The sequence below is a fragment of the Ruegeria atlantica genome (genome assembly GCF_013032005.1).
GTDB lineage: Bacteria > Pseudomonadota > Alphaproteobacteria > Rhodobacterales > Rhodobacteraceae > Ruegeria > Ruegeria atlantica_A.
Window position 1 is genome coordinate 32016 of record NZ_WQBE01000011.1, and the last position, 14787, is coordinate 46802.

Annotated in this window: 14 protein-coding genes; 8 read left to right on the plus strand and 6 right to left on the minus strand. The window is 57.9% G+C overall.

Annotated elements, in window-relative coordinates; translation table 11 throughout:
• Window positions 1-14: 14 nt before the first annotated feature.
• From dnaN to mutM, 5 genes are all read right to left on the minus strand, one after another.
• Window positions 15-1136: a DNA polymerase III subunit beta gene (gene dnaN, locus GOX21_RS17295; RefSeq protein ID WP_170361914.1), complete on the minus strand. Its 1122-nt coding sequence runs from the start codon at window positions 1134-1136 to the stop codon at window positions 15-17.
• 227 nt (window positions 1137-1363) lie between these two features.
• Window positions 1364-2761 carry a chromosomal replication initiator protein DnaA gene (dnaA, locus tag GOX21_RS17300; protein ID WP_170361913.1) on the minus strand — a complete coding sequence of 466 codons (1398 nt, stop codon included), beginning with the start codon at window positions 2759-2761 and terminating at the stop codon, window positions 1364-1366.
• 554 nt (window positions 2762-3315) lie between these two features.
• Window positions 3316-3579: a 30S ribosomal protein S20 gene (gene rpsT / locus GOX21_RS17305; protein ID WP_170351928.1), complete on the minus strand. Its 264-nt coding sequence runs from the start codon at window positions 3577-3579 to the stop codon at window positions 3316-3318.
• A 225-nt stretch (window positions 3580-3804) separates the two neighbouring features.
• A complete protein-coding gene (locus GOX21_RS17310) occupies window positions 3805-4581 on the minus strand; it encodes an enoyl-CoA hydratase (protein WP_170361912.1) in 777 nt (258 codons plus the stop codon).
• A gap of 66 nt (window positions 4582-4647) precedes the next feature.
• Window positions 4648-5499, minus strand: coding sequence for a bifunctional DNA-formamidopyrimidine glycosylase/DNA-(apurinic or apyrimidinic site) lyase (mutM, locus tag GOX21_RS17315; RefSeq protein WP_170361911.1), 852 nt, complete (start codon window positions 5497-5499; stop codon window positions 4648-4650).
• 86 nt (window positions 5500-5585) lie between these two features.
• On the opposite strand from mutM, the gene ubiE reads away from it, so the two are divergent.
• Window positions 5586-6338: a bifunctional demethylmenaquinone methyltransferase/2-methoxy-6-polyprenyl-1,4-benzoquinol methylase UbiE gene (gene ubiE, locus GOX21_RS17320; RefSeq protein WP_170351925.1), complete on the plus strand. Its 753-nt coding sequence runs from the start codon at window positions 5586-5588 to the stop codon at window positions 6336-6338.
• Window positions 6339-6341: 3 nt separating this feature from the next.
• Window positions 6342-7871, plus strand: a complete 1530-nt coding sequence (gene ubiB, locus GOX21_RS17325) for a 2-polyprenylphenol 6-hydroxylase (protein ID WP_170379248.1) — start codon at window positions 6342-6344, stop codon at window positions 7869-7871.
• A gap of 95 nt (window positions 7872-7966) precedes the next feature.
• On the opposite strand, the gene GOX21_RS17330 is transcribed toward ubiB, so the two are convergent.
• The gene (locus GOX21_RS17330) at window positions 7967-9142 is read right to left on the minus strand and encodes an acetyl-CoA C-acyltransferase family protein (RefSeq protein WP_170379250.1); all 1176 of its coding nucleotides are present in this window, start codon (window positions 9140-9142) and stop codon (window positions 7967-7969) included.
• A gap of 117 nt (window positions 9143-9259) precedes the next feature.
• Here GOX21_RS17330 and GOX21_RS17335 point away from each other — a divergent pair, with 117 nt between their 5' ends.
• The 6 genes from GOX21_RS17335 (at window position 9260) to GOX21_RS17360 (ending at window position 14682) form a co-directional block, all read left to right on the plus strand.
• On the plus strand, window positions 9260-9826 hold the full coding sequence (locus tag GOX21_RS17335) for a helix-turn-helix domain-containing protein (RefSeq protein WP_170379252.1): 567 nt from the start codon (window positions 9260-9262) through the stop codon (window positions 9824-9826).
• A 79-nt stretch (window positions 9827-9905) separates the two neighbouring features.
• The gene (locus tag GOX21_RS17340; protein WP_170379254.1) at window positions 9906-10538 is read left to right on the plus strand and encodes a sulfotransferase family protein; all 633 of its coding nucleotides are present in this window, start codon (window positions 9906-9908) and stop codon (window positions 10536-10538) included.
• Window positions 10539-10678: 140 nt separating this feature from the next.
• Window positions 10679-11863 (plus strand): glycine C-acetyltransferase, encoded by a 1185-nt coding sequence (locus GOX21_RS17345; protein ID WP_170379256.1) that lies wholly within the window; start codon window positions 10679-10681, stop codon window positions 11861-11863.
• Window positions 11864-11877: 14 nt separating this feature from the next.
• Entirely contained in the window at window positions 11878-12906 is a 1029-nt protein-coding gene (gene tdh, locus GOX21_RS17350) for an L-threonine 3-dehydrogenase (RefSeq protein WP_170351947.1), read from the plus strand.
• A 63-nt stretch (window positions 12907-12969) separates the two neighbouring features.
• Entirely contained in the window at window positions 12970-13851 is an 882-nt protein-coding gene (locus GOX21_RS17355; protein WP_170379258.1) for a tryptophan 2,3-dioxygenase, read from the plus strand.
• A gap of 3 nt (window positions 13852-13854) precedes the next feature.
• The gene (locus GOX21_RS17360; protein WP_170379260.1) at window positions 13855-14682 is read left to right on the plus strand and encodes an alpha/beta hydrolase; all 828 of its coding nucleotides are present in this window, start codon (window positions 13855-13857) and stop codon (window positions 14680-14682) included.
• Window positions 14683-14787: the final 105 nt, after the last annotated feature.

The following is a 14787-nucleotide window of genomic DNA, read 5'->3' on the forward strand; positions in this document are numbered from 1 at the left end:
CCCCGCGGGGTCGATCAGACGCGCATCGGCATGACAACATAGACTGCGCTTAGATCATTGCCTTCCCGCATCAGGGTCGGATCACCGGCTGAGTTGAACAGGAACACGGCGTTTTCACGATCCACCTGGCTGGCGATCTCAAGCAGGTATTTGGCGTTGAAGCCGATCTCGAGCCGTTCGTCGCCGTAGGCCACGGCCAATTCTTCTTCGGCGGCACCACTATCGGGGGCGTTGACCGACAGAACCAGCTTGTCCGCATCCAGTTGCAGTTTCACAGCGCGTGAGCGTTCCGACGAAACGGTAGCAACCCGATCCACGGCCTGCGCGAATTCAGCAGCGTCCACTTCCAGCTGACGCGTATTGCCCTGCGGAATCACGCGGGTGTAGTCGGGGAAGGTGCCGTCGATCACTTTTGAGGTCAGTGTGATATCGGGCGTTGCGAAACGCACCTTGGTTTCGCTGACCGAGACGGCGATATCCATCTCATCATCGTCCAGCAGCTTGCGCAGCTCACCCACGGTTTTGCGCGGCACGATCACGCCCGGCATGTCTGCGGCACCATCCGGCAAATCTGCATCAATGCGAGCCAGACGGTGGCCATCGGTGGCCACACAGCGCAGCACCTTGCCGCCTTCGGACCCGTCAGCCACATGCATGTAGACACCATTCAGGTAGTACCGGGTCTCTTCGGTCGAGATGGCGAATTTCGATTTGTCGAACAGCCGTCGCAACAGTGCTGCCGAAGCCGTAAAGTTCGACTGATATTCCGACGACGCCATCACCGGGAAATCCTCTTTCGGCAGCGTTGCCAGCGAGAAATTCGACCGGCCTGCTTCAACCGTCAGGCGGCCCGCCGCACTGTCAGAGGTCAGCGTCACCAGTGCCCCATCCGGCAGTTTGCGCACGATCTCGTGCAGGGTCGTCGCTGCAACGGTTGTGGCCCCTGCCTTTTCGACCTGCGCCGGGGCTTTATCCACCACCTCGATATCCAGATCGGTGGCACGGAACATGGCTTGATCGCCTTCGGCCTCGATCAGCACGTTGGCAAGGATGGGAATAGTGTTCCGGCGCTCTACAACAGATTGGGCCTGCGAAACGGCCTTAAGAAGGGTGCCGCGTTCGATGCTGATCTTCATACCCTCAATTCCTCTGACTTGCGTGCCGAAAACAGGCGGGACTGGCACGTTAGCGGTTCCACCCTGAGGCACAAGGATTTTTTATGGTTTTCTGGGTCGGAACGGCCAAAGGGTCAAGGGGCGCGTGGCCGGGCGGGCACAGTTCCTATTCAACCGTGGATTTAAGCGCACAAGAAAACGCCCCGGGCGTGAGGGTCCGGGGCGTTTCTTGAATGATAGGATGACCCTTAGGCTTCCAGCGAACGGCGCAGCATTTCCACATCTTCGGCGATCTGGCCGTCGGTGACTTTCAATTCTTCAATGCGTTTGACGCCGTGCATGACGGTGGTGTGATCGCGACCACCAAAGCGACGCCCGATCTCCGGAAGGGATCGGCTGGTCAACTGCTTGCACAGATACATCGCCACCTGTCGCGGACGGGCATAAGACCGCAGGCGCTTGGGGCCGATGATGTCGGACAGACGGATGTTGTAATAGTCCGACACTTTGCGTTGAATCTCTTCGACAGTAATCTTGCGCTCGGACGCGCGCAGCACGTCAGCCAGACAGTCCTGCGTCAGCTCCATGTCGATCTCGCGTCCCACTAGCGAGGCGAAGGCGAACAGACGGGTCAGGGCACCCTCCAGCACGCGCACGTTGGTCGAGATACGGTGGGCCAGAAACTCCAGCACGCCATCGGCGATGGTCAGATCGGGATAGGTGCTGCTGTATTGCTGCACCTTGTTCTGCAAGATGCCCAGGCGCAGTTCGTAATCGGTGGGGTGCAGGTCGACGACCAGACCGCATTGCAGGCGCGACTTCACGCGATCTTCTAGATCCTTAATCTCACCCGGCGCGCGGTCAGCCGAAATGATGATCTGCTTGTTCTGATCAACCAGCGCGTTGAACGTGTGAAAGAACTCTTCTTGAGTTGAATCCTTGCCGGCGATGAACTGCACGTCATCCACCATCAGCACATCGACGGAACGGAACAGATGTTTGAAGTCCATCATCCGACGTTCGCGCAGCGCCTGTACAAAGCGATACATGAACTGTTCCGCCGACAGGTACAGCACGTTCAGTTCGGGGCGTTTGGTTTTCAGCTCCCAAGCGATGGCGTGCATCAGGTGGGTTTTACCCAAACCAACGCCGCCATACAGAACCAACGGGTTGAACGTGACGGGGCCGCCCTCAGAAACACGGCGCGCGGCGGCATGGGCCAGCTCGTTGGGTTTGCCCACCACAAAACTGTCAAAGGTGAAACGGGCGTCCAGCGGTGCAGCCTGAAGGGATTCGAGCGCATCATTCGCGGGTTCGGCCCGCTGTGACAGGGACTGCGGCTGAGTCGTGTCCTGAACAACAGACGGCGCAGGTTCTACATCACCCGACGGACGCACCGGCGAATTGGCTGCAACGCGAAACGCCAGGCGCTGGACCGATTCCCCTGCGGTGTTCATCTCGTACAGAATCAAGTCCGCAAAGTTTTGACTAACATAATTGCCCATGAAGTTGGTCGGAACCGAGAACGTGGCCACGCCATCCTGCAGCTCTTGGAATTCAAGAGGCTCGATCCAGGTGGTATAGTTGTTCTTGCCGATCGCCTTGAGCAGTTTGTTACGCAGTTGTCCCCATTTCTCTTGTGTCATCAAGCGCCTCACGCATCCCATTCTTTATTGGCCTGTCGGCCTTATTGATCTGGCCCGGTTGCCCGGTTCTTTAGCATTCACACGCAATAGGATACCCATCGCCAAACCATATGGGTCTGGCGGGACTGTCCCGAAAGTTTGCACAGCCCGGCAATCAGGCACCCACAATCCGGGCGCCCCGTAACCGGGTTGCGCTTCGCAATCAAATTTTTAGACAGGGCTCAGATCTTCGGTTACCCCAAGACCTTTAGCAGATCAGCAAATCAGCCGTGACCGATTGCCAACATTCGTTTCGTGACCGTCCTGATGCCCGTCAGTCAGATCGCCGAAACAGCCTGTCCCCCCAAGCGAGTGAATCGCTGTAACAGTGGTAGCAAGAGGCCAAGGCGTACGGCAACGAAACTCTGATATTGACTCGGGTCTTTTGCAGAAAGAATCTCTCGGTTTTGTGAAGGCGCGACTTTCCGGCAACAGCAACAAAAAGGCGCCACGCATTGTGACGCCTTTGAGAACAATTCAACCTTGTTTTGTTGACGCAAGGTCAACGTGTGCGATTAGCCCAGTGCTTTCACGCGTGCCGACAGGCGCGACATTTTCCGCGAAGCAGTGTTCTTGTGAAAGACGCCTTTAGTGACGCCACGCATCAGTTCGGGCTGAGCGGCACGCAGAGCTGCGGTTGCGGCGTCCTTGTCGCCGGAAGCAATCGCTTCTTCGACCTTGCGCAGATAAGTACGGATGCGCGAGCGACGTGCTTTGTTGATAGCAAAACGCTTTTCGTTCTGACGAGCGCGCTTTTTAGCCTGAGGCGAGTTTGCCATGTGTTTCTGACCTTCATTCGGTACGGTTATCAATGGTTGCGCGTCACGGACTATCCGCACCGGTTCAGAATCACGAGTGTGAGTCGGGCCAAGCGGGCCGCTCGCGCATGTATAGCGGCGCTAGTTATCCAAGTTTGCAGGCTTTGCCAAGCCGATTCTTTCGCGCCGCATAGCAGTCATGTAAAAAGGCGGGCCAAGCCCGCCTGTTTCGGTCGCTTACGCGCTTTACTTGTCGCGGAACTGAGCCGCGCGTTTTTCCAAGAAGGCCGCCATGCCTTCTTTCTGGTCTTCTGTCGCAAACATCGAGTGGAACACGCGACGTTCAAACAGCATCCCTTCGCTGAGAGGCAACTCATAGCTGCGGTTCACAGCTTCTTTCGCCGCCATTGCACTCAGCTGCGATTTCTCAGCGATCTTCTGGGCGGCGCCCATCGCCTCTTCCATCAGTTTCTTGGCCGGTACGACGCGGCTGACAAGACCCGAACGCTCGGCCTCTTCGGCATCCATGAAGCGACCGGTCAGGTTCATGTCCATCGATTTGGACTTCCCAACGAAACGCGTCAAGCGCTGCGAACCACCCAGTCCTGCAATGACGCCCAGATTGATTTCGGGTTGCCCAAACTTGGCGGTATCCGCAGCAATGATGAAATCGCACAGCATGGCCAATTCGCACCCACCGCCCAGCGCATAGCCAGCCACGGCTGCAATGATCGGCTTGCGGATCGCGCAAACACGGTCATTCAGAGCACCAAACAGATTTGAACTGTAGACATCAACAAAGCTCATCTCGGACATTTCCTTGATGTCCGCGCCGGCCGCGAACGCCTTGTCCGAACCGGTAATGACGATGCAGCGCACCTTGTCGTTGGTATCCGCGTCTTCCAATGCGATGCACAGTTCCTGCGCCAGCTGCGAATTTAGCGCATTCAGCGCATCGGGTCTGTCGAGCTTGATAAGGGCGACGTGGTCTTCGATTTCGACGATGATCGTCTCAAAAGCCATGAGGTGTAAGCTTCCGGTTGTTCCGTTCAAGTACGATTCCTTATCACGCGATTTATCTGGATCAAGTTATCTTTGGCATTGCGCACAATAGAAGGATGAGCGACCGGACTGAGTGATTCTCTTTATTTCCCCACTGCATCCCTGGGTTCTGCAGGGTTCGCCTTCGCGTCCGTAAACGTCAAAGCTGTGTTGAAAATATCCAAGTTCTCCATCGGCTTGGCGGAAATCGCGCAGGGATGAACCACCCGCGTCGATCGCGTCCTGCAGTACCCGCCGAATGATCGGAACCAGCGCGCCGACACGGGCGGCAGAAATTTGTCCTGCTTTGCGACGTGGCGACACACCCGCGCGATAAAGGGCCTCGCAAACATAGATATTGCCCAATCCGGCAACGATTCCCTGATCCAACAGTGCAGATTTGACAGGAGTATTCTTGCCCTTGAGCGCTTCGATCAGGTGCTGTTCGTGAAAATCATTGCCCAGCGGCTCTGGCCCCAGAACGGATAAAAGCTTGTGATCCTCGGCTGTAGCCGTGGGCAACAGGTCCATCGCGCCAAAGCGCCGCGGATCGTTGAATGTCACACGCGCGCCATTGGCCATGTGAAACACCACGTGGTCGTGTTTTTCGGGCATGGGATGCTCATGCACGAACTGCCCTAGCGGATCACCCGATACTGTCATCCGCCCAGACATACCCAGATGGATCAACAAAGTTTCACCGCTGCTGAGATCTGCCAGAATATATTTCGACCGCCGCCGCAGCTGATCCACCCGTTGCCCGGTCAGCCGCTCGGCCATGCGGTCCGGGAACGGCCAGCGCAAATCGGGGCGATTCACATCTGCCCGTTCGATCACGACCCCCTCCATTGCGGGGCTCAGGCCGCGTCTTACTGTCTCGACCTCGGGCAATTCGGGCATTAGATGGCTCCTAATTCAAAGGGCCGCATTGTGCCCCGGTTCCAGAGCCCTATAACAGAGACGAAATTCGACAAACGGCAAGGCTTATGTCCGACAACAGCGACAAGACCACTCATTTCGGGTTTGAAACCGTGCGCGAGGCCGACAAGGCCGGTCGTGTGCAGGGCGTGTTCAACTCGGTCGCCTCAAAATATGACGTGATGAACGATGTCATGTCGATGGGCATCCACCGGGTCTGGAAAGACGCGATGATGGACTGGCTGGCCCCGCGTCCTGGTCAACGTCTGCTGGATGTGGCCGGTGGAACGGGCGATATCTCTTTCCGCTTTCTCAAACGCGCGGGATACGGCCACGCCACCGTTCTGGACCTGACCGAACCGATGTTGGTCGAAGGCCGCCAGCGCGCCGAGGCAGATCAGATGTCCGACAGCCTGAACTGGGTGGTAGGCGATGCGATGGCCCTGCCGTTTGAGGACAACACGTTTGACGTCTACACCATTTCCTTCGGCATCCGGAACGTGACCCGCCCGCAAGAGGCTTTGAACGAAGCCTTCCGAGTTCTGAAGCCCGGTGGACGCCTGATGGTGCTGGAATTCAGCCAGTTGCCCAATGAAGGGCTGCAAAAGCTCTATGACTTGTACAGCTTCAACGTCATTCCCCGCATGGGCAAGCTGATCGCCAATGATTACGACAGCTATCAATATCTGGTCGAATCGATCCGCAATTTCCCCGATCAGGAAACCTTTCTGGGCATGGTTCGTGCCGCTGGATTCGAAAACGCCAAATACCGCAACCTCAGCATGGGCATCGCCGCGCTGCATTCCGGCTGGAAGATCTGATTTATGCGCGGACCCCACAACATCATTCGCCTGATCCGTACAGGCGCCACGTTTGAACGCACAGGCGCCATGAACGTGGTGCTGGACGCCTTTGAGGCCCCCCGCGCGTTGCGATTTCTGGCGCATGCGTTGGGCAAACCGTTTCAATGGCTGGGTTACAAGGGCGATCCCAATATGCCGCCCGCCACCCGAGCGCTGACGGCGCTTGGCCCGGCTTATATCAAATTCGGTCAGATTCTCTCGACCCGCCCCGACGTGGTGGGCGAAGAACTGGCCGCCCAATTGCGTGTGTTGCAGGACAAGCTGCCACCCTTTTCCCGCGCCGAAGCCATGGCCGAGGTGGAAAAGGAACTTGGCCAGTCTGTCGATGAGGTTTTTGAGGAATTCAGCGAACCGATCGCCGCAGCGTCGATCGCGCAGGTTCACAAGGCCCGGCTGGTCAGCACTGGCGAATATGTCGCCGTCAAAGTGCTGCGCCCGGGGATCGAGCGTGCCTTTCACAAGGATGTCGATGCGTTCTATTTCGCCGCCCGTATTGTCGACCTGTTCGCCCCCGGCGCGCGCCGCCTGCGACCGATGGACGTGATCGAACATTTCGACGGCGTTGTACGGGGTGAGTTGGACTTGCGACTAGAAAGCGCCGCTGCCTCAGAATATGCCGCCAATACTAAGGACGATGCGGGATTTTGGTTGCCCCCCGTGGTGTGGTCGCTGTCCGCGCGCCGGGTCATGACGCTTAGCTGGGCGGATGGCGTACCGCTGGGCGACAATGCTGCACTGGACGCGGTGGGCCACAACCGCCGCGATCTGGCAGAGCGGGTCCTGCACCTATTCCTGCTGCACGCCCTGCGTGATGGCTATTTCCACGCCGATATGCATCAGGGCAACCTGAAGGTCGCCGCAAATGGCGATATCATTGCCTATGACTACGGCATCATGGGTCACATCGACGAATACACCCGCCGGGTCTATGCCGAGATTCTGTTCGGGTTCATCCGCCGCGACTATAAACGCGTGGCCGAGGTGCATTTCGAGGCCGGTTACGTCCCCGCCACCCAGGATGTCGACGAATTTGCCCGCGCGCTGCGAGCGGTGGGCGAGCCGATCTTTGGCATGGACGCCTCGCATATCTCAATGGGCCGCCTGTTGAACTACCTGTTCGAGGTCACCGAGCGCTTTGGCATGGAAACCCGGACCGAACTGATCCTGTTGCAGCGTACGATGGTTGTGGTCGAAGGCGTCGCACGCTCGCTCGACCCACATATGAACATTTGGGAAACCGCCCGCCCCGTGGTCGAGGATTACATAAAGCAATCCATCGGTCCCCGCGCCGCGCTGCGGGACTTCGGCAAAACCGCCATGGTTCTGGCCCGCTTTGGCCCACGATTGCCGGGTCTGGTTGAAAATGCCCTGATCGCCCAGACGCAAAAAGACGACCCGCAAAAGTCATCCCTATGGTCCGCGGCCCTACCTGCCGCAATCGGTGCCGCAGCCGGTGCTGCGCTTGTCCTGATTGTCAACGCGCTCAGCTGAGCCAGACCGTCTGCTTCTTCTGGCCAATAATACCTTCGGGGGGAATCGCGCCTGCGCGCGATGGGGGGCAGACAGCCCCCCTGCACGGTGCGAAATCAAAGCCGCTCGATAGCCAGTGCAATACCTTGCCCACCACCGATGCACATAGTCACCAGACCTTTGGCCCCACCAACGCGCTCCAACTCATACAGCGCTTTCATGGTGATGATTGCGCCGGTTGCCCCAACCGGGTGACCCAAGGCAATCGCGCCACCATTCGGGTTAACCTTCGACGCGTCCAAACCCAGTTCCTGATTCACAGCCAGAGCCTGCGCCGCGAAGGCCTCGTTGCTTTCGATCACATCGAAATCATCCACCGACAGGCTGGTTTTTTCCATCAGGTTCCGCACCGCCGGAACCGGTCCAATGCCCATAACCTCGGGGCGAACACCCGCATGGGCATAGCCCAGCACGCGCGCCTTGGGCTTCAACCCGGCTTTCTCGGCCGCGTCCGCTGTTGCCAATACCATCGCCGCCGCCCCGTCATTGATGCCCGAGGCATTGCCCGCCGTCACGCGCCCGTCCTTCTGGAATACCGGTCGCAATCCGGCCAGGGTCTCGGCAGTGGTGGCCTTGGGATGTTCATCGACCTTGAAATCAACCATGTCCCGCTTGACCTTGACCTGCACGGGCGCGATCTGGCTGTCGAAATACCCCGCCTCAATCGCCGCTGCCGCGCGGGTCTGACTGGTCACGGCGAATTGGTCCATCTGCTCGCGGGTGATCTGGTGTTCGTCGGCCACGTTTTCGGCCGTCACACCCATATGTCCAGTGCCAAACGGGCAATTCAGTGCCCCCAGCATCATATCCAACGAGGTGACATCGCCCATCTTCGCGCCCCAGCGCGCCTGCGGCACGATATAAGGGCTGCGCGACATACTCTCGGCCCCGCCGGCCACGGCAAACTCGGCATCCCCCAGCATCAGGGACTGCATCGCCGAGACAATCGCTTGCGCGCCTGACCCGCACAGCCGGTTCACGTTCATCGCAGGTGTACCATTTGGGATCCCCGCCTGCATCGCGGCAACGCGCGACAGGTACATGTCCCGCGGCTCGGTATTGATCACGTGGCCGAACACCACATGCCCGATCTGACCACCTTCAACACCCGAGCGTTCCAGCGCGGCTTCGGTGACAACCGTAGCCAGATCGATCGGAGCGGTCGAAGCCAGCGCGCCGCCAAAGGTTCCAATAGCGGTGCGGGCACCGTCCAAAATTACGATATCAGTCATGGATCACTCCTCGTGCATTTGCGCGCAGTATGCATACACCACGTCGCCCTGTCCTATGGGACGTCCCGTCACGGATGGAATTGACAACCACATATACAAGGCGCATGAAATTCCGTCATGACGGAGAATACAGACGATATCCTGACACGCCTTCCCGCCCGCCTGAAAGAGGCACGTCGCGCCAAGGGCCTGTCGCTCGAAGCCGTGGCTAATCTCAGTGGTGTGTCGCGTTCAATGGTTAGTCAGATCGAACGGGGGGAAAGCAGCCCTACCATCTCAACCCTGTGGAACCTGACCCGGGCCTTGCAGGTGGATTTCGCCGGTCTGCTGGAGGAGACCGGCACCGCAAACCAAATCGAAGTGCTGCGAAACTCTGAAGTGCCAAGCATCGACAATATGGGACAAAACTGCCGGATTCGCATCCTGTCCCCCCCCGAAGAAGCGGGCGGGCATGAAGTCTATGACATTCAGTTCGACAAAGACGGCGCATTGAAAAGCCAGCCCCACACGCGCGGCGCGCAAGAGCAATTGACGGTTTTGGACGGGTCGGTCAGCGTCACATCGGGATCGGCCACAATGGAGTTGAACCAAGGCGATACAGCGCGTTATGCGGCGGACGTCTTGCACTCGATCGCATCGCCCAGCGGTCCCGCGCGCGTGTTCCTGATTGTGAAAAACGCCTGACCCCGACCGGGGCGAAGTTTGGGGGATACCTGTGTGTTGTGCTATTTTATGGCATTTACACAAATTGGAGTTACCCAAAATGACTTTGGAAGTGATTGGCGCTGGATTTGGCCGCACTGGGACGAATTCGCTGAAGCTTGCTTTGGAACAGCTAAATTTCGGACCCTGTCACCACATGTTCGAAGTGCGGGACAATCCCGAACAACTGCCTGCTTGGAACCGTGCCGCACATGGCGAGCAAGCTGATTGGGATGCCATGTTTCAGGGCTATCGCGCGCAAGTCGACTGGCCAGGCGCCGCATACTGGCGCCAGCTTTCTGATCATTATCCAGATGCCAAAATCATTTTGAGCGTGCGCGACCCTGATGCCTGGTTTGACAGCATATGGGCCACGATTGGACCATTCATGACCACAATGCGCGGACGGCACGACTCGGATCATGCAAACGCAATTGCCGAGATGTGCAGCAAGTTTATCGTTCATGGCATCTTCGACGGCCGGATGGATGATCGGGATCACGCCGTCAGCGTGTTTCGGAAGCATATCGAAAAAGTCCGCGACACCGTCCCGAAGGACCGGTTGCTGGTCTATGAAACCGGAAGTGGATGGAAACCACTGTGCACTTTCCTTGGCGTCGACATTCCCGAAGAACCCTATCCGCACACAAATTCAACCAAACAGTTTCAGGACAACGTGGCAAAACCGGAATAGACGCCTCCGAATCGAAAGCAATTTTCAAGGTCCTCCGCATGTTCCGTTATCGTGGATTTTTTTCTGCAATATTGAATTCCCCTATTTGGGAACCATATCCGTTATGTTAGATACGCGACTCATATAAACCGGAGACCGCCATGGCCGATGCATTCCTGTCCCACATCACGGACACCCTTGCGCAGATTGAATCTGAGGGTCTGTATAAACGCGAACGAATGATCACCTCGCCTCAGGGCGGTGAGATTACTGTGGGCGACAAGCAGGTGATCAACCTGTGCGCCAACAATTATCTGGGTCTGGCCGATCACCCTGCGCTGATCGACGCCGCCAAGGGCGCGATGCGGCCCAAAGGGTTCGGCATGGCCTCGGTCCGGTTTATCTGCGGCACCCAGGACATTCACCGCGAGTTGGAACAGAAGCTGGCGCAATTCCTGAACAAGGACGATGCGATCCTGTTTGCGGCTTGTTTCGATGCCAATGGCGGGCTCTTTGAGCCCTTGTTAGGGCCAGAAGACGCCATCATTTCGGACAGTCTGAACCATGCCTCGATCATTGACGGGGTGCGGCTGTGCAAAGCGAAACGCTATCGCTACCTGAACAACGACATGAACGACCTCGAAGCCTGGCTGAAACAGGCGCGCGAGGACGGAGCGCGGCACATCATGATCGCGACCGACGGCGTGTTCTCGATGGACGGTTACCTGGCCAACCTGCCGAAAATTCGCGAGCTGGCCGATAAATATGATGCCATCGTCATGGTCGATGACTGCCACGCGACCGGCTTTATGGGGCCGAACGGCGCAGGCACGCCAGATCATTTTGGTGTCGATATCGACATTCTAACGGGAACCTTGGGCAAGGCACTTGGGGGGGCAATCGGCGGTTATATCGCCGGGCCGCAACCAGTGATCGATCTGCTGCGGCAGCGGGCGCGGCCCTATTTGTTCTCAAACTCGCTGCCACCCTCGATTGTCGCCGCAGGTCTTGAGGCGATCCGGCTGGTCGAAGAGGGCGAAATGCTGCGCGCTCAGTTATTCGGCAACGCGAAATACTGGCGTGCTGGGCTGGAAAAGCTGGGCTTTGACCTGCTGCCCGGCGAACACCCAATCATTCCGGTGATGCTGGGTGAGGCCACATTGGCGCAAGACATGGCGTCGCGTCTGTTTGATGAGGGCGTCTATGTCTCGGGCTTCTTCTTCCCCGTTGTCCCGCGCGGACAAGCGCGGATCAGAACGCAGATGAATGCAGCCTTGACGAAAGACGAACTGGACCGAGCATTGGCCGCCTTTGGCAAAGTTGGCAAAGAATTGGGAGTGATCTGATGCGACCCAACACGATGAAAGCTTTGGAGAAATCCAAGCCCGAGGAAGGTCTGTGGATGGTCCAGGCCCCGGTGCCCGAAATCAGCCCCGAAGAGGTGCTGATCCGTGTCAACAAGACCGGCATCTGCGGCACCGACATCCATATCTGGAACTGGGATGACTGGGCCGCCGCCACAGTGCCGATTCCGATGATCACCGGCCACGAGTTTGCGGGCGAGATCGTCGAGATCGGGCGCAATGTGACAGGTCTTGAGATCGGTCAGCGCTGCTCGGGCGAGGGGCACCTGATCACCACCGACAGCCGTCAAAGCCGGGCGGGAAAGTTCCACCTTGATCCGGGCACGCGCGGGATTGGCGTGAATGAACAGGGGGCTTTTGCCCAATATCTGAAACTGCCCGCCTTCAACGTGGTGCCCCTGCCCGAGGACGTGCCGGATGAGATCGGCGCCATCCTCGATCCATTGGGCAATGCGGTTCACACCGCGCTCAGCTTTGATCTGCTGGGTGAGGATGTTCTGATCACCGGCGCAGGCCCCATCGGCATCATGGCTGCCGCTGTCGCCCGCCATGCTGGCGCGCGCCATGTGGTGATCACCGATATCAACCCCGATCGCCTGAAGCTCGCGGAACATGTGGTTCCGACCGTGCGCACCGTGGATGTGTCCAAAGAAGACCTGCAGGACGTCATCGCAGAACTGGGCATGAAAGAAGGGTTCGATGTAGGGCTGGAAATGTCGGGCTCACAAATCGCGCTGGATCAGATGGTCGAGGCGCTGGTGATGGGCGGCAAGATCGCTCTGCTGGGTATTCCGCCCGGCAAATCCCCGGTCGACTGGTCCCGCATCGTGTTTAAGGCCATCACCATCAAAGGCGTCTACGGGCGCGAGATGTTCGAGACCTGGTACAAGATGATCGCCATGCTACAGAACGGTCTGGATGTCAGCCGTGTCATCACGCACGAGATGAAAGTTGACGATTTTGCCGAAGGATTTGCCGCGATGAAATCAGGCCGGTCAGGCAAAGTGGTGCTGGACTGGACCTGACGCTCTGGTACTGCGCGGGTTCAGCCCCTAAACAGGGGTGAACCCAGTCGTTTGGAGGAGCATATGGGCGATAAGGATGATCGGTATCTGGAACGCGGAATCGAGGACACTCTGGTCACCGATTTCGCACAGACCCATCGCAAGAGTTACGGCGATTTCCTGCAGCTCAAAACCCTGCTGAACCTGCAAAAAACCTTTCAGGATCCTGCGCAACCAGATGAGATGCTGTTCATCATCATTCATCAGGTCAGCGAGCTGTGGCTGAAACTAATGCATCACCAACTGGTCGAGGTGCGCCGATTTCTGCAACAGGATGAATTCGGCCCGGCGATGAAAAATCTCGACCGGGTCAAGGCCATCCAGCGGCAACTGATATCCGCCTGGGAAACGTTGCTGACCATGACCCCTGCGGACTACATGACCTTTCGCGAGGCATTGGGCAGTTCGTCCGGTTTTCAAAGCTATGGCTATCGCCAGATCGAATTCATTTTGGGCAACAAGGACGCCTCGACCCTAAAAGTCCACGAACATGACGCGCAGGTCATGGAACTGCTGAACGCTGCGCTGACCAAGCCGTCATTATACGACGAGGTTCTGTTCATGTTGGCCCGGCAGGGATTTGACGTACCGCAGGACCTACTGGATCGCGACTTTGCCCAGCCCTACTCTGGTGATCCTCGCGTCGTGAAGATCTGGGTGCAGGTGTATCGCGACACAGGCAAATACTGGGATCTTTATGCGCTAGCCGAGAAACTGATGGACGTGGAATCCCTGTTCCAGCGCTGGCGCTTCGATCACGTCACCGCGGTAGAACGAGTGATAGGCAACCAGCCGGGCACCGGCGGGTCCAGCGGCGTTGCCTTCTTACGGAAAGCCTTGGATTTGCGGTTCTTCCATGATCTTTACGATATGCGCACCGAACTGATGTATTCCGAGCAGGAGTAAGCGATGCTGTACCGCGGGTTTTCGCAGGAAGAGCTAGAGCAGGAATATTCGCCCCGGTCGATGATCGGCGGCGACCTGACGCCTTATCTCGACAGCTACGCCGCGCTTAGCGCGCAGCACCGGGCACAGATGGAAGTCATCGGGAATGTCTCTTACGGCGACGGTAGGGCTCAGGTTCTGGATTTCTTTCCCGCGAAGGGGGCAGGCGCGCCGCTGCACGTCTTTATTCACGGCGGTTACTGGCAGGCGCTGAGTCAGAACGAGTCGGCAATGATGGCCCCGGCACTGGTTGAGGCCGAACAGTCCTTTGCGACCCTGAACTACACATTGGCCCCCGAGGCGCGGATTGGCGACATGATCAACGAATGCCGCGACGCCCTGCTGTGGCTGGCCGCAAATGCGCCTGATCTGGGTTTCGATCCGTCACGGATCACCCTGTCGGGCCACAGCGCCGGGGCGCAATTGGCGGCTATGGTCATGGCAACCTCGGCCGATGCGCTGGCCCGCGCCGGGCTCCGCGTGCGCGAGGTGATCCTGATTAGCGGCGTCTATGATCTGGAGCCGATCAGCCTGACGTCCGTAAACGATCCGCTGCAACTGACCCCGGTCGAGATACATGATCTGTCCCCTATCCTGCACCTACCCGCCCCTGGCCCGCGTTACCATGTGACTGTGGCGGAACGGGATACCCCCGAATTCGTCCGCCAGAGCCGAGATTATGCCGAATTGCTGCGCAAAGCCGGGCATGCGGTCAATTTCGATCTGAAAAAGGGGATGCAGCATTTCGATATAATTATGCATCCGGAAACGTTTTTGGCGACGTCCCGATAGCCAAGAAAATTGGGTATCAGTCAGGTCTGGCCTTTAGCACACAAACCTGCCCATCCCTAACGAACCGAACGTTTTTGACGGAGCAGGGAATGTCCGGTTCAAGCC

Excerpts from the sequence above, each read along its gene's own strand:
- GOX21_RS17355 (WP_170379258.1), top strand. The coding sequence starts at position 12,970 with ATGGGCGATAAGGATGATCGGTATCTGGAACGCGGAATCGAGGACACT.
- ubiB (WP_170379248.1), top strand. The coding sequence starts at position 6,342 with ATGCGCGGACCCCACAACATCATTCGCCTGATCCGTACAGGCGCCACG.
- rpsT (WP_170351928.1), bottom strand. The coding sequence starts at position 3,579 with ATGGCAAACTCGCCTCAGGCTAAAAAGCGCGCTCGTCAGAACGAAAAG.
- GOX21_RS17340 (WP_170379254.1), top strand. The coding sequence starts at position 9,906 with ATGACTTTGGAAGTGATTGGCGCTGGATTTGGCCGCACTGGGACGAAT.
- GOX21_RS17310 (WP_170361912.1), bottom strand. The coding sequence starts at position 4,581 with ATGGCTTTTGAGACGATCATCGTCGAAATCGAAGACCACGTCGCCCTT.
- mutM (WP_170361911.1), bottom strand. The coding sequence starts at position 5,499 with ATGCCCGAATTGCCCGAGGTCGAGACAGTAAGACGCGGCCTGAGCCCC.
- GOX21_RS17345 (WP_170379256.1), top strand. The coding sequence starts at position 10,679 with ATGGCCGATGCATTCCTGTCCCACATCACGGACACCCTTGCGCAGATT.
- GOX21_RS17335 (WP_170379252.1), top strand. The coding sequence starts at position 9,260 with ATGACGGAGAATACAGACGATATCCTGACACGCCTTCCCGCCCGCCTG.
- GOX21_RS17330 (WP_170379250.1), bottom strand. The coding sequence starts at position 9,142 with ATGACTGATATCGTAATTTTGGACGGTGCCCGCACCGCTATTGGAACC.
- tdh (WP_170351947.1), top strand. The coding sequence starts at position 11,878 with ATGAAAGCTTTGGAGAAATCCAAGCCCGAGGAAGGTCTGTGGATGGTC.
- ubiE (WP_170351925.1), top strand. The coding sequence starts at position 5,586 with ATGTCCGACAACAGCGACAAGACCACTCATTTCGGGTTTGAAACCGTG.
- dnaA (WP_170361913.1), bottom strand. The coding sequence starts at position 2,761 with ATGACACAAGAGAAATGGGGACAACTGCGTAACAAACTGCTCAAGGCG.
- GOX21_RS17360 (WP_170379260.1), top strand. The coding sequence starts at position 13,855 with ATGCTGTACCGCGGGTTTTCGCAGGAAGAGCTAGAGCAGGAATATTCG.
- dnaN (WP_170361914.1), bottom strand. The coding sequence starts at position 1,136 with ATGAAGATCAGCATCGAACGCGGCACCCTTCTTAAGGCCGTTTCGCAG.